This is a genomic window from Streptococcus sp. KHUD_012, assembly GCF_052588255.1.
On sequence record NZ_CP159355.1, the window covers coordinates 39,857 to 54,825 of the forward strand.

General features: G+C 40.7%; 16 protein-coding genes. 3 read left to right on the plus strand and 13 right to left on the minus strand.

What is annotated here, in order from left to right; translation table 11 throughout:
- Nucleotides 1–159: 159 nt before the first annotated feature.
- Nucleotides 160–1,416, plus strand: a complete 1,257-nt coding sequence (gene tyrS, locus ABVF55_RS00245; protein ID WP_320909540.1) for a tyrosine--tRNA ligase — start codon at nt 160–162, stop codon at nt 1,414–1,416.
- Between the two features lie 62 nt (nt 1,417–1,478).
- Here tyrS and ABVF55_RS00250 read toward each other — a convergent pair whose 3' ends face one another.
- From ABVF55_RS00250 to ABVF55_RS00270, 5 genes are all read right to left on the minus strand, one after another.
- Nucleotides 1,479–1,892: a DUF3021 domain-containing protein gene (locus ABVF55_RS00250; RefSeq protein ID WP_049472884.1), complete on the minus strand. Its 414-nt coding sequence runs from the start codon at nt 1,890–1,892 to the stop codon at nt 1,479–1,481.
- A 9-nt stretch (nt 1,893–1,901) separates the two neighbouring features.
- Complete coding sequence (locus tag ABVF55_RS00255) at nt 1,902–2,357, minus strand: LytTR family DNA-binding domain-containing protein (protein WP_049523750.1); 456 nt, start codon at nt 2,355–2,357, stop codon at nt 1,902–1,904.
- Between the two features lie 18 nt (nt 2,358–2,375).
- Nucleotides 2,376–3,218, minus strand: coding sequence for an ABC transporter permease (locus ABVF55_RS00260; protein ID WP_150905138.1), 843 nt, complete (start codon nt 3,216–3,218; stop codon nt 2,376–2,378).
- On the minus strand, nt 3,218–4,084 hold the full coding sequence (locus ABVF55_RS00265; protein WP_201088996.1) for an ABC transporter ATP-binding protein: 867 nt from the start codon (nt 4,082–4,084) through the stop codon (nt 3,218–3,220). Before ABVF55_RS00265 ends, ABVF55_RS00260 begins: the two co-directional genes overlap by 1 nt.
- A gap of 124 nt (nt 4,085–4,208) precedes the next feature.
- Complete coding sequence (locus ABVF55_RS00270) at nt 4,209–4,526, minus strand: winged helix-turn-helix transcriptional regulator (RefSeq protein ID WP_150905136.1); 318 nt, start codon at nt 4,524–4,526, stop codon at nt 4,209–4,211.
- A gap of 87 nt (nt 4,527–4,613) precedes the next feature.
- On the opposite strand from ABVF55_RS00270, the gene ABVF55_RS00275 reads away from it, so the two are divergent.
- Nucleotides 4,614–4,931 carry a YciI family protein gene (locus ABVF55_RS00275; protein WP_150905134.1) on the plus strand — a complete coding sequence of 106 codons (318 nt, stop codon included), beginning with the start codon at nt 4,614–4,616 and terminating at the stop codon, nt 4,929–4,931.
- Between the two features lie 107 nt (nt 4,932–5,038).
- On the plus strand, nt 5,039–5,893 hold the full coding sequence (locus ABVF55_RS00280) for a putative RNA methyltransferase (protein WP_320909542.1): 855 nt from the start codon (nt 5,039–5,041) through the stop codon (nt 5,891–5,893).
- 85 nt (nt 5,894–5,978) lie between these two features.
- Here the strand turns inward: ABVF55_RS00280 and ABVF55_RS00285 are convergent, their stop codons facing one another.
- The 8 genes from ABVF55_RS00285 to ABVF55_RS00320 all read right to left on the minus strand — a co-directional run bounded on the left by ABVF55_RS00285 (nt 5,979) and on the right by ABVF55_RS00320 (nt 14,748).
- Nucleotides 5,979–6,542, minus strand: coding sequence for an NAD(P)H-dependent oxidoreductase (locus ABVF55_RS00285; protein ID WP_320909543.1), 564 nt, complete (start codon nt 6,540–6,542; stop codon nt 5,979–5,981).
- Nucleotides 6,542–7,135, minus strand: a complete 594-nt coding sequence (locus ABVF55_RS00290; protein WP_320909544.1) for a TetR/AcrR family transcriptional regulator — start codon at nt 7,133–7,135, stop codon at nt 6,542–6,544. Before ABVF55_RS00290 ends, ABVF55_RS00285 begins: the two co-directional genes overlap by 1 nt.
- Before the next feature lie 197 nt (nt 7,136–7,332).
- Nucleotides 7,333–8,637, minus strand: coding sequence for a response regulator transcription factor (locus ABVF55_RS00295; RefSeq protein ID WP_320909545.1), 1,305 nt, complete (start codon nt 8,635–8,637; stop codon nt 7,333–7,335).
- Between the two features lie 10 nt (nt 8,638–8,647).
- Nucleotides 8,648–10,294, minus strand: coding sequence for a sensor histidine kinase (locus tag ABVF55_RS00300; RefSeq protein ID WP_320909546.1), 1,647 nt, complete (start codon nt 10,292–10,294; stop codon nt 8,648–8,650).
- 2 nt (nt 10,295–10,296) lie between these two features.
- On the minus strand, nt 10,297–10,908 hold the full coding sequence (locus ABVF55_RS00305; protein WP_031572560.1) for a YesL family protein: 612 nt from the start codon (nt 10,906–10,908) through the stop codon (nt 10,297–10,299).
- A gap of 403 nt (nt 10,909–11,311) precedes the next feature.
- Entirely contained in the window at nt 11,312–12,793 is a 1,482-nt protein-coding gene (locus ABVF55_RS00310) for an ABC transporter substrate-binding protein (protein ID WP_070594709.1), read from the minus strand.
- 79 nt (nt 12,794–12,872) lie between these two features.
- A complete protein-coding gene (locus ABVF55_RS00315; RefSeq protein ID WP_003004100.1) occupies nt 12,873–13,805 on the minus strand; it encodes a carbohydrate ABC transporter permease in 933 nt (310 codons plus the stop codon).
- Nucleotides 13,806–13,818: 13 nt separating this feature from the next.
- The gene (locus tag ABVF55_RS00320) at nt 13,819–14,748 is read right to left on the minus strand and encodes an ABC transporter permease (RefSeq protein ID WP_003009701.1); all 930 of its coding nucleotides are present in this window, start codon (nt 14,746–14,748) and stop codon (nt 13,819–13,821) included.
- Nucleotides 14,749–14,969: the final 221 nt, after the last annotated feature.

Genomic DNA, 14,969 nt, shown 5'->3' on the forward strand with positions numbered 1-14,969 from the left:
TATTATAGCAGATTAGGCCCTTTGTTTTCAATCACAAGAGCGTAGAAATCGTCACTCATTCTTCCTGGGTAAGGACAAGAAAATGATGGAAACCATTGCCATTTCCGTGGTTTATGGTAGAATAGAGAGATGAATAAACTTATAAAGGAGAAAAGACACATGCACATTTTTGATGAGCTAAAAGAGCGTGGTTTGGTATTTCAAACGACGGATGAAGAAGCCTTACGCAAAGCACTGGAAGAAGGTCAGCTTTCTTATTATACTGGTTATGATCCAACTGCTGACAGCCTTCACCTTGGTCACTTGGTTGCTATCTTGACGAGCCGTCGTCTTCAACTAGCAGGCCACAAACCTTATGCGCTCGTTGGCGGTGCGACTGGTCTCATTGGAGATCCGTCCTTCAAAGATGCTGAACGTAGTCTCCAAACAAAAGAAACGGTACAAGAATGGGTTCGCTCCATTCAAGGGCAATTGTCTCGTTTCCTCGATTTTGAAAATGGTGACAATAAAGCCGAAATGGTCAACAACTACGATTGGTTTGGAAGCATTAGCTTTATTGACTTCCTTCGTGATGTCGGAAAATACTTTACGGTCAATGCTATGATGAGTAAAGAATCTGTTAAAAAACGGATTGAAACAGGGATTTCTTACACAGAGTTTGCCTACCAAATCATGCAAGGCTATGACTTCTACGTCCTCAACCAAGAACACAATGTAACCCTTCAAATCGGTGGATCTGACCAATGGGGAAACATGACAGCCGGTACTGAGTTGATGCGTCGTAAAGCAGATAAAACTGGTCATGTTATGACTGTGCCTTTGATCACAGATGCAACTGGTAAGAAATTCGGTAAATCAGAAGGTAATGCGGTCTGGCTCAATGCAGACAAAACATCTCCATACGAAATGTATCAATTCTGGATGAATGTGATGGATGCGGATGCTGTGCGTTTCTTGAAGATCTTCACTTTCTTGTCACTTGATGAGATTGAAGAGATCCGCAAACAGTTTGAGGCCGCTCCTCATGAACGCTTGGCTCAAAAGATCTTGGCGCGTGAAGTGGTTACCCTCGTCCACGGCGAAGAAGCCTACAAGGAAGCCCTCAACATCACCGAACAACTCTTTGCAGGAAACATCAAAAACCTTTCTGTAAAAGAACTCAAACAAGGCCTTCGTGGTGTGCCAAACTACCAGGTCCAAGCAGAAGACAACCTCAACATTGTTGAACTCTTGGTCACAGCTGGTGTGGTAAATTCTAAACGCCAAGCCCGCGAAGATGTTCAAAACGGAGCTATCTACGTCAACGGCGAACGCATTCAAGACCTTGACTATGTCTTGAGCGATAGCGATAAATTAGAAAATGAATTGACCGTTATCCGCCGCGGTAAGAAAAAATACTTTGTTTTGACTTATTAAGAAAGTAAAACCACGAAGTTAATACGAAACTTCGTGGTTTTCTTATACACTTTTTTCTGGGACTATTTCCCTTTTCTGCGATACAACAATGCTTGGTTGATTCGTTGAGTTTTTTTATGGAGTTGCCAAATCTGGTAAAGCCAGATCAGGCCGTAAATGGCTAGAAAGATCAACCAAGGAATCGGGCTCCGTAAGGCTGCCCCCCAGCCAAAAAATAAGTAGGTCAATGCTAAGATGGTAGCTGTCACAACTAAATGCAGGACCACACGCAAACTATAGGTCAAAAACTCTTCTTCCTCAAGAATGAACGTCAAAACTCCCATTGTTCCACTCATTAAAAAGATCGCTAGGATGTTGCGTACATTCACAGCGGGATAGACGATGTTGGGATAGATATGGGATAATAACACCAAACACAAATAAAAGAAGGATCCTGTCCTCATACCAGATACAAAATAAGCTATAACTCGTTTCATCACTTTCTCCTATACCCCTAAATAATCCATCAAGGATTTGACATATTTCCGACTGACACTTGATTTCACTCCACGTGTCAGTTTAGCCATCATATTGCCTGAAAAACTATCCGATAGCGATTCTAAATGGTCGATATTCATCACCGCGTGGCGTGATATCTGTAAAAAATTACGACGATTAATCCGATGTTGAAAATTTGTCAAAGTATCTCTGACGGTGAACGTTTTGTCTGTCGTATAAATGGTTAGCTGATTCTTATCAATCTCGGCTAGAATAATGTCATCAATTTTCACCATAATCAAATGATCATCTGTTTTGATAGGAATCACTACTTGATTCACTGTCGAAAATTGTTCGAGATAGTCCATCACCTCTCGTGCTTGATCAGATAATTGCTTGGCTTGAATGACCACACAGGGGTTGCTTTCTGCGATATCCTGTTTTTCCTCAAAACGAATCTTCATTCCTACTCCAATTCTCACTTACTTTCTTTTACTCGATCTTTTTGCCAAGGAAATCCAAATCCCCAAAGCTAGAAGAATACCTCCTAACACTATAAGGTATGTTTGTTCCTTTGTCAATAAAGCTTGCCATTTGAGCTGAACGCCCATTTTTTCTTGAAAATCTCGAAGAAGATCATCTCGCCCCTTAAAGGTTTCGCTCACTGCTTCTTTCATGAGTACTTGTCGATAAAGTGCAGCAATATAAGTTGCTGGAGTACATTTCATTAGTAGTTGTGCAAAATCAGGTAGAACACCTAAAGGTACATAAGTCCCTACCAAAAAACCGGAAGCTGTACCCACTATGGTCGCAAACTTTCCAAGACTGTCTACGGATTGGAAAAAATAAACAAAAATGGCATTCACTAAACTAGAAAGCAGGCTACTAAACAGCATGATGAGGAGTACTTCAGGTAATAAAGATAGTGCTGGAGCTTCTCTAAAATAGCCACACATCAGCACATACATAAGGACTTGCATGAAAAAAGAGATGATGATTGCGCTCGTTAGATACGAAAATGGTAACCGCCACTTTCCTTGATCCGATAAATAAAGATCCTGATCTACTTGATGTTCACGGTCCTTTACTAACTGAGTCAGGGCAGCCAGACTTGTCGTAATCCCTGTCACAGCCAGCGTCCCACTCATTAACCAATTATTTAACACAGGACCACTATTTGGGAGCTGAGCCCAAGCATCTGTCAGATTTTTTTGAAGAAAAATAATATAGAGAACAAAGGAAATCAAGGCTCCCAACAGGGAGAAGAAAACTCCTGAACGATTCCTAAAATACAATAAAAAATTTCGCTTTAGTACGGCTAGCATTAGCGGACCTCCCTTCCTGTAAGTGCAATAAAGGCATCATCCATGGTCCCTGGACGAAACTCAAAATGGGCTAGATTATCTCTAACTTGCGCCAGATAATCAATGGCTTCCCTTTCACTCTTGGGTTGAAAAATATACTCCAATTGACTTTGTTGCTCTACTGACATTCCCGAAGATTTGAGACTTTCTATCTGCTGCATCTCCTTGAAACGAATCTTCAAGATATTTTTTGCATACTGGCTCTTAATATCTAGTGCCGATCCTTGAGCAATCACTTCCCCATGGTCTACAATATAAATTTGATCAGCTTCATCTGCTTCGTCAAGATAATGCGTGGTCAATACAACGGTCATTCCCTCTTCTCTCTGCAATTGATAGAGCAAATCCCAAATGGACTTCCGGGTTTGAATGTCTAAACCTGTCGTTGGCTCATCTAAGAACAAAAGGTCTGGACTGTGTAGTAGAGCACGCGCAATGTCAACCCGACGCTTTTGACCACCTGAAAGCGTCCCGTATTTCTGCTTTTGGAAAGCTGATAGGCCTAGCCGATCAATAAGATCAGACACACGATCAGGTTTTAAGCCTTTATACTGTTTCGCACGAATGGTCAGATTTTCCCTAACCGTTAGCATCTCATCTAAGACACTAGTCTGGAAGACCACACCAATTTTCGTACCTGGTTCATAGATGATTTCACCTTGCGTTGGTTGTTTCAAACCAATCAACATGGAAATCGTTGTTGATTTCCCCGCCCCATTTGGTCCTAGAATCGCATTAAAGGTTCCCTTTTCAAACTGTAAATGAATATTGTTTACGGCTAAATGATTTCCATATCGTTTACTGATGTTTTTAGCTTGTAATATCATGTTCTCTCTCCTTTTGATAGAACCAGTCTAGCAAAAAAGCCGTTTAAAAAACGGCTTTTGGGGATAAGTGGTTAAAATGAAGAGATGAGTGGCGAGATAGAAGAGATTAAAATGAGGGAAAAATTCATTGCAACCATTCTTTTCCCCATTGATTCAAGTCCTTTAAAATCGGCATCAGTGATTTGCCTTTTTCTGTCAGCTCATATTCTGTATGGAGTGGCATCGTTTCAAAATCATATTTCTCAACCAATTGGTTCTCTATTAAAACGTCTAAGCCACGTGTCAAACTGATAGTTGTTATCCCTTCAACTTCTCTTCTCAATTGATTGAAACGAACTCTCTTATGCTTGTTTATAACCCATAATATATTCATCCTCCATTTCCCACCAACCACATCTAAGACTCGAGACATACTACAGTTCCAATTTTTATTTGTTAACATTTTTTCTCCTTACAAAAATGTGCCTACTATTCAGGTAGTTTGTAAAGTATTATAATCTATTTATCATTTGTTTTAAAGGAGTCACTTATGTTTATTGTAAACCTTACCTATATCAAGCCCCTTGATGAAGTTGAAAAACACTTAGAAAAACACATAGATTTTTTAAATCAGTATTATACAAAAGGTCTTTTTATCGCATCTGGAAGAAAAAATCCAAGAACTGGCGGTATCATTCTCATGAGAGCAAAAAATAAAGATGCTGTCCAAGAAATCATTGCACACGATCCATTCTATCAAAATGAGATTGCTCAATATGAGATCATTGAATTTGAAGCAAGTAAGTATTGTCTAGAATTGAAAACCCTCCTCAGCGATCCATTGGACGAAAATGAGGAAATTAAATAAAGAGACTCAAGGTCCATTCAATACCGCGTAGAACCGTTAAAAAAGTGTGACTTAGTCCCATTACAGCATCGGTTGCTATCTAGAGGCTCTTTTGTTACACTACTAATATGAATACACCGATCAAACCAAAATTACAACGATTTCAAACAGCCACTGCTTTTGCCTGTCCCATCTGTCAACTGGACCTAGAACTTGTGGGGACCAGTTTTAAATGTCCCAAGGGCCATTCTTTTGATTTGGCGAAATTTGGCTATGTCAACCTGGCTCCCCAGATCAAACAATCAAAGGACTATGACAAAGAAAATTTCCAGAATCGCCAGCTGATCTTGGAAGCAGGTTTTTATGAGCCGATTCTAACAGCGATCGGACAAAAAATTCCGACCAGTGATGCCAGAATTTTAGATATCGGTTGCGGAGAAGGCTATTACTCCCGAAAACTACAAGAAGCCTATCCCAAGGCTACTTTCTATGCATTCGATCTTTCCAAGGAATCCGTACAACTAGCTGCCAAGAGTGACGCTAGCTGGAAGGTCAATTGGTTTGTAGGAGATTTGGCTCATTTACCCATTCAATCTAAGAGTATGGAAGTCATTTTGGACATCTTCTCCCCGGCTAATTACGCTGAATTTGAGCGTGTCTTAAAGGCTGAAGGGGTGATTATTAAGGTCGTCCCAACCTCTTCTCATCTAAAAGAGATTCGTCAGTTGGCCCAAGATCAATTGACCAAGCAATCTTACTCCAACCAGGAAATTTTGGAACACTTTGAAGAGCACTGCCAGATCCTCTCATCCGAAACAGTCAGCCTCACCAAGAGGTTAAGTCCTGAAGAACGTCAGGCGCTCCTCGCCATGACCCCTCTTCTATTTCATGTTGACCAAGAAAAAATCGACTGGACTCAACTCACAGAAATCACCATTGAAGCTGAGCTGCTGGTTGGAAAAATCAAGATACAAAGAACGTAAAATGAAAAGTAAAAAGGCTGAGACAAATCGTCTCAGCCTTTTACTCATCTTCTGTATGCTCTGTCATGACTTGTAACGCACGTTTTTATATCCTTTTGGCTATCTGTGCGATTTTTTCTAGTTCTTCTTTCCGTTGACGATCACTCATATACTCCACTCGTGTAACTTGTGTCATTTTAACCGGTTTAATACCACAGGGTTTCAAGATTTGAGATTTTAGAACCTTTGCGTAGTCTTGAGAAAAAGGAAGAAAAATTTTTGGCGTATTATGCGTCGTAATGATCCACGCTTTTCCATCTAGTTTCCCCACCGGACCTCGAGGTCCATTCTGATAAGCAAAACCTGTAACAAAAACACGATCAATAAAACCTTTTAAAATAGCTGGCATTCCACTCCACCAAGTAGGGAAAATAAAAATCAACTGATCCGCCCAACTCAATAAATCTCTATATGGTTTCATGTCTTCATTATGCTGTAAATCTCTCCTTTTATGCGTTTCATCAAAACGTAAAACCGGATCAAAGTTTTCTTTATATAAGTCTACTATTTTAACTCTATGCTCTGGTGCTAAATGCTTTTGCACAGTTTGAAGGATTGATGCATTATAACTTGTTTCATTCGGATGTGAATAGATTATTAAAACATTCATCAGCTATCTCCTTTTATATAAATATCAAGCATCGTTCTGACGGTCTTTTGAACATCATTTTCTTTAAAGCTTTCTCCAACAGGACTCCTTACCAATAGAGCCAAACCAGCAATAAAACTCCAAAAATGGATCAAAATTTCTGCGTCACCACTAGAAAGATTTTCCTCATCTTTAAGTCTTAACGCTACCGACTTAAAATGTTCAAATCCTGGTAAAGAGGAGTTGACTGAAATAGTTTCCTGGAACAACTCCATATAGTTATATGGAAATTTGATAAATAATACTTCAAATAGATAGGTTTCCTCTTGGGCAAACCTTACAAAGTTACAGCCCATCAGAGTTAGTTGAGTTCTTGCATCTATGGAAGTATCAATCCCTTGTATCATATTTTTCAAAAAGAACATTGATAAGTGTTCCATAACCACTTGAATATATCTATCTTTACTTCCAAAATGCTTATAGGGAGCTCCATGAGTCACCCCACATTTTTGAGCTATTGTACGCATAGACATCCGGTCAATCCCGTTAGTTCTGATTTCTTCAATGCCGACCGAAATTAACTTTTCTTTCAGTTCTTCCGTATTCCGTTTCATTTGACCACCTTCCCTTATCAAAGTATACGTCGTCTACTTTTTATAAAGTATACACTGTCTACTTATATTTGTCAAATAAAAAAATACTCAAAAGTTAGCTTCATAGTCTCTGACCTTCTGTTATGTACTCACCTAAGGAAAGTTTCTAAGAAGACGTTGTCTTCAATCAAAAGGCTGAGACAAATCGTCTCAGCCTTTTACTCATCTTCTGCCTGCTCTGTCATGACTTGTAAGCGATAGGTTTTAGGCGATTTCCCACAGAGTTTACGGAAAACCTTGTAGAAATAGCCTACATTACTGTAACCAACTTTATAGCAGATATCTTCAATACTGTCATTGGTCGATAAGAGGAGCTGCTGGGCAGCCTTAATCCGCTGTTTGTTGAGGAGTTCTGCGAACGTTGCATTGGTTTCTCGTTTAATCAATTGGCCTAAATAGACTGGATTGATAAAGAGAGCCTGACTGATGTCCTTGAGTGACAGCTCTTTTTGGTAATCACGGCTAATCACTTGGAGGACACTCGCTACATTTTCGTTCATCCGATAGTGGGATAAGAAACGGGACAACTCTTCCTGGATAAAGCTAATCATCTCGCTAAAGGTAGCAGCTTCTTGGACTTTCTTGACCACATCGGCCAAATCATCTCCTTGCAGGTATTCAAACAAATGAAAGACATCCATCAAAAATTGGATAAAGAGTTGCTTTGTCAGCGAAACCTTGGGTGTCTTCTCAAGGATCATTTTTTCCAACCAGTCCAGTTCTTCTAAGATCTGTTGGATATTTCCTTGCATGATCACCCGGTAGGCCGGCTCGTAGTAATGGAAGACCTCTTCGTCTTGATTGAGAGGGGTCGCTCCATAAAAGAGACTCCGCTCCACTAGGTCCTTAAATTGATGAAAGTGTTCCTTATAAGGAGGCTCAAAGGCCTTCTCAATCATGGCTTCTTCTTCTTGATCTGAGATAAAGAGTTGAAGATTTTGCCCGAGAACTTGGTAAGACGAGCTGATAAAACCTTTTTTCTCCTTAGCAATCCCAATCCACAGTGAATTCCGGCCTGCGATATACCGACAAAACTCTTCCTCAGAGATGTCATCGTGAATCAAGCGGTTGGCCAACTCTTGGCTTGGTTGCTGGATTTGGTGCTGGATTTTTTCTAGGATATTGCCCATCTCCACCTTATTGACAGGTTTGAGCAGGTAGTCTGCCACGCGCAAATTGAGAGCTGTCTTGACATATTCAAAATCCTGATAGCCTGACATAATGATATAGGCAGCATCTGGGATCAAATCCTTCATCTCAGCAATCATCTGAAGTCCAGTTTTCCCAGGCATATTGACATCCGTGATCACCACATCTACCGGATACTCTCGCACATAATCAAGGGCTTGGTCTGCATCTTCTGCAGTTGCGACCACTTCCATATTCCAGTGGTCAAAGGGGATTAATTTTTTTAACCCTTCTGTAATCATATACTCATCGTCTACTAATAAGACTTTGTACATTCTGTCTCCTTTATTCATCTTGAATGGTTATCGTATAGGTCACTCCATGGTGAGGTTGGGAGAAGACTTGGATATGGTAGCGATCTCCAAAATAGAGCAGCATGCGTTCATGGACATTGACAATTCCGATGGACTGCCGACCACTCTTTTCTTCGATTTCTGAGCGTGGATTGCGATTGGCTAGCATCTCTTGAATGCTTTCTAGCTGTTCTTCTTTCATCCCGCGCCCATTATCAGTGATCAAGATGATGACCTGCCCTTCTCCTTGCAAGACCTTGACACTGATCACATTGTCCTTGCGTTTATGGTCCACTCCATGCGCAAAATAGTTCTCGACCAAAGGCTGGATGGTGAATTTGGGAATCTTCATCTTTTCCAAACCTGGATCGATCTTAAAGCCATAGGCAATCGATTTTGGATAACGCACCATACAGAGGTAGCTGTATTTGCGACAAAATTCGAGCTCATTTTCAACTGTCGTCACTCGCTCGTCTGAGATATTATTGCGCAAGAGACTACTAAACTCATAGATAATATCACCCAATTCATCCTGCTCTTGCATGACGGCATACATCCGGATAAATTCCAGTGTATTGTACATGAAATGGGGATTGATCTGGGCTTGTAGGGCCCGCATATTGGCATCTTTTTGGCTGAGCTGCAACTGGTAGATATCCCGAATGTTCTTGTCCATATTGTCTAACATGGTATTGATCATATTACCAATGACCAAAAGTTCTTGGTCCTTGGTCGAGGTATCAATCCGTCGTTCACTATCGCCTTGACTGATCTGATTCATGGTATCGACCAAATCGAGGACTTGACGCCGGTAATTTTTGAAAATCTGCCGTAATAACAAGTACAGGATCAAGAAAATCAGGAAAGCAATGGAGAGAAAAGTGGTCAGGTTAGCTAGACCCTTCTTGACCAAATAACTTTCAGAAACGACTACATCCACCTTGTAGCCATAGATCGTGCTACGGGTTTGCCATTTAACATCTTTTGCTTGCTCCTTATCCCCTTCATGGTACATTTCTTTCCCAAAGGGCGTGAAGATCCGCACAGCAACCGGTAGATCTCCTCTAGCATTGTCAATCGCTGCCGTCAAAATTTCCTGGTCCAGAGTAATATAAGCAATCCCAACTCCAGCACCCGTAGTCGGATCTGTCAAAGGAACCGGAATGGCTGTCGCAGGAGCCTTGTAATGGTCCGCGGAAACTTGCTTACCCCCCTTCGATTGCCGGGTAGAGACAAATACTGTCTTGTAATCCGACAAGGTGACATCGATACCCTCGATGTTTTTATTGCTCAAATAGAGACTGTCAATATTCTTATGTAGGGACAATTGGATATAAGAAGGAAACTGGGCATTCAATCGCCAAGTCTCATACTCCGATGGTGACAAGGTAAAATAGCGATAAACCCCTTCTAATTTTGCAGGGTTTTCAACGAGACTACGCCCTTCTTGTGTGACCCGCTGATAAGAGGTCTCGAGATCCGTCACGACTTCAGTCAAGACCCGTTGGGCGATCCGATCGGCTTCAGCTTGCTGGTTTTTCCAAGAGATCCCCGCTACGACGAGACCCATAATGGTCAAAATGACCACCATGACATAGGCGTAGAATTTTAAAAGCGTACTTAACCAGATTTTTTTCATCGTTAGGATACCAATTTTTCGTGGATATTTTGATAAACAGGGTCAAAGATATCATTGACAAAGAAATGCCAGACGCCGATCAAGACAAAAAAGAGAAGGGCTGGCATATAATAGCTAATGACACCAAGTAGTGCTGTTCCAAGGATGAGCTTAAGAACTGGACGAATGTCCAGCAACATTCCGATCAAACTGAGCTTGATACTGTTGGCATAAGAGAGAGCAAAATGCACTTGCAATTTCAAATAAACAGCGTAAGCTAGAGGCGCAACCAAGAGGAAAACTAGATTAAACAGAAGAACCAAAATTTGGAAGAAATTTAAGTGAGGAATCTGGATCATGAGGTACATGCCATAGAGGAGGATTCCTTCAATGGCAAAGAAGGTGTAAAAAACTTGATTGGCCGGAACCAGATTTTCTTTGAAGAGTTCCCAAGCGCGTGACCAATGATAGTCCTTGTAGGTCATGCCATTTTCCGCATAGAGGCTCATGATAGTGGCACTGGCTGGTCCTACTCCTAGAAGGATGCCCCCACAGATCGTCAAGACCCAAAAAATCCCTGTTACCAGCATGGCAACATAGACTCTCGTAAAAATGAACTCGATGATTTTCCCCATCATTCAGCCTCTTTTCCAATTAGTCATTCTATTATACCATAAAAATAAAACGCTTTCCCGCATTTACATTAGTAAATTGAAATATTGATTTTCATTTCCAGTTCTATTTTCATAAAAAACTGTTCTTTGATACAGATCTATAAAATTATATAAAAATAAAAACATTTTATGAGTTAAAGTTATTCAATCATCTACCGAAACTTTCCGCCGTGAGAAAAGTGCTAGAAACACTAGTGTTTCTAGCACTCGGGAGTTTTGAAACTTTAGGTTCAAAACTAAGTCATGGAACTTCGTAGAAGTTCGCTGACGTCCGTACTCACATAAGGAAAGCTTCTAAGAGGACTTTCTCTTCAATATAAAAGGCTCTGGAGATCCCTCCAAAGCCTTTTCGAACTACCTGTTCTTATTTTTTAGAAGCAAGGAATTCGTCGTATTGTTTTTGCATTTCGTCAAGCACTTTTTGGTAAGCACCTTCTGATTTCAATTTTTCAAGCATCTTAGGAACTTCTACTTCAGGATCCACAGTACCAGTATTGATCGCACCTGCGAATTGGTTCAAAGTATTTGTAAGAGCAGTGATTTCTGATTTCACTTTGTCTGTGTTAAAGATGAAGCCAAGTGCTGGAGATTCTTTTGCAGTTTCCAAATCTTTCTTAGATTGTGCAATTTGTTCATCTGTTACGTTTTCGTTGATGTAAAGAATCCAGTTGTTACCAGTGTTCCATCCAGACATGTGAGTGTTTCCGTTGTAGCCATCCAAGACTTTGACACGGTTTTCTTTGCCAGCAACTTTTTCCCAGTTCTTGCCTTCTGGTCCATAAACAAGGCCGTTCAAGAGTTCTGGATCAGTGTTCAAGAGGTTCAACACTTCCATTGCTTTTTCTTTGTTCTTAGAGTTGTTTGAGATAACAAAGTTAGCTACTTGAGTAGTATTGTTCTTCTTGTACAGTTCAGTAAATGGTTTGATTTCGATCTTACGGTTTGCTACACGAGAAAGCAAGCTGTTACCGTAGTCAGCTGGCCCTACTGTTTCTTCACGAACCAACCATGTATCTTGAGAAAGATCATAACCAGTGTCGCTCGTTGCTACGTCTTTTGGAATGTATCCTGCTTCGTAGTATTTGTGAAGAGTCTTCAAGTTTTCTACATAACGAGGAATTGTGTAACGGTCAACGATCTTAGTAGTGTCACCTTTCAAGTCAACAACGAATGGAAGTCCATCAACAGCCACATAGTCAAAGTCATCTGAAGGTCCACCGTAGCTCTTGTTCATTGCAAATGGAACAACGTTTGGATCTTTTTCTTTGATGGCTTTCAAGACTGGTTCAAGAGAAGCATAGTCTTTCACGTTTGAAACGTCGATACCATATTTTTCAAGAAGTGGTCCGTTAAAGGCAAAGTTTTGAGAAGATGCAACGTTAGCTGCTACTGGAACAGCATAGATCTTGCCGTTTACAGTGTTCCCTTTGATGTAAGCTGGGTCAAGTGCTTTGTAAAGGTCTTTCCCTTCTTTCTTGTACAATTCTGTCAAGTCAGCATAAGCACCTTTTTGAGCGTTAATGACATAGTTATTAGCAAAGGCAATATCATAGTTTTCACCAGATGAGATGATAACGTTCATTTTTTGTGCATAGTCACCCCAACCAAGATATTGGATATCCAATTTTGCGCCAACTTTCTTTTCAATGATCTTGTTGGCATTTTTAAGAAGAACATCCAAGTTATCTGGTTTATCACCGATTTGGTACATCTTGATGATTGGTTTACCGTCTTCAGTTGTTGCAGACTTCTTGTTGTTCCCTGTAAGGTTTCCACAAGCAGCAAGAGTAGCTCCAAGAGCGATGACACTAGCAGATGCTAACGCGTATTTTTTCCAATTTTTCATAAGAAAAATCTCCTTTATGTTATTTTCTTTTTAGACTAAGTTATGAGTTGAAAATCCTGCTGATTTTCAATAAACGATGTTATTCTTTCACACCACCGATGGTCAAGCCTTTTACAAAGTAGCGTTGGAAGAATGGATAGAGAATGGCGATTGGCACTGTTGCCACAACCACCATGGCCATACGTCCTGTTTCCCGTGGGATGGATTGTACAGCTCCTGCCAATTGGCCGGATACCCCGACGTTTTTAGCGATGTAATCCATATTGTTTTGGATTTGCATCAAGAGGTATTGCAATGGGTAAAGGTTGTCACTCTTAATATAGAGGAGGGCGTTGAACCAGTCATTCCAGAACCCTAAAGCGGTGAACAAACTGATGGTCGCAATCCCTGGAAGAGACAATGGCAAGCAGATTTGGAAGAAGATCCGTGTTTCACTTGCCCCATCGATCCGAGCGGATTCAAGGATAGCTTCTGGAATGGTCCGTTTAAAGAAGGTCCGCATCAAGATGATGTTAAATGGACTGAGCAACATTGGGATAATCAAAGCCCCGATGGTATCACCTAACTGCAAGAGTTGAGTGGTGACAATGTAGCTTGGAACCAACCCTGCACTAAAGAGCATACTAAGGAGTGAAAATACGGTAAAGAACTTGCGGTATTTAAAGGTACTCCGTGAGATAGCGTAAGCATAAGTTGTGGTGATAAAGACATTACATGCTGTTCCCACAATGGTCACAAACAAGGTAATGAAGAGGGCTTGCAAGATTTTGTCTTTGAACTGTACCAAGAAGAGGTAACCATCAAATCCAAATTTTGCTGGCCAGAATTGGAAGCCATGGACTGCCAAACTTTGTTCGTCTGTCAAAGAGATCATGACAACGAAGATGAAGGGAAGCACACAGGTCAAGCCGACCAAGGTCAACAACAAGGTAAAGAAGAAGTTGCTCTTCTTACTGAAAGAATGGATCCCGACATTATCAATTTTTTCTTTTTGAATGGTTGATTTTTTCATACGATCCTCCTTTCTAGAAGAGAGCGGCATTCTTATCAATGCGACGGGCAATGATATTTGAGATTAACACAAGAACCAGCCCGACTACCGATTGGTAAAGACCGGCTGCTGCTGTCATCCCGATATCCCCTGACTTGGTCAAACCGTTGTAGACATAAACATCAATAACGTTGGTTACACTATAGAGAGCTCCAGCATTATGCGGGATTTGGTAGAAAAGACCGAAGTCTGCGCGGAAGATATTTCCGACTGCAAGAATGGTCAAAACCGTAATCAAGGAAGACAACTGAGGAATGGTGATGTTGCGAATGCGTTGCCACTTAGACGCACCATCCACGGTCGCTGCTTCATAGTAAGTTGGGTCAATTCCCATGATGGTTGCATAATACATGACACTGCTATAACCAAAGCCTTTCCAGATTCCTAAGAAGAGGAGAAGCGCTGGCCAGATCCACAATTCCGAGTAGAAATTGATGGCTTTCATACCAAATGAAGTTAAGATGTGGTTGACCAATCCTTTGTCCACGTTAAGGAAGGCATCGGTGAAGAAGCTGATGATAACCCATGATAAGAAGTATGGGAAGAGCATGGAGGTTTGAAGCACCTTGACCACTCTTTTTGATCTCAACTCACTAAAGATGATGGCGATCCCAACGGAAACAATCAATCCTAAGAAGATGAATCCTAAGTTGTACAATACCGTGTTTCTTGTAATAATGTAGGCATCTTTGGAACTAAAGAGGAATTTGAAGTTGTCAAAGCCAACCCACTTACTCTTCATGACACTGTCAATGAAGCCCTCTCCTGTGATATGATAGTCCTTAAATGCTACGATATTCCCAAAAACCGGAATATAGAAGAATAAGATTAACCACGCTGCACCAGGTAAGACCATTAAAAGAAAAATGAAATTTTCTCTCAGAGTCCTTACAAACTTTTTCATTTAACTTCCCCCTTTGAGCCTTGAGCGTGTTTTTGCTTTGGTAGCGTTTACAATACTTATTATAAGATAGCCATTTTCTATTTTCAAACTCCTAATTATAGAAAAAATTCTACAAATTTATGACATAGCTTAAAAAAAGAGTAGAAAAGGGTGGTCGTAAAGACAGCTCCTCTTCTACTCCTAGCCACTGTAGATGAGACTTCTGTCATCCAACTTGGCAT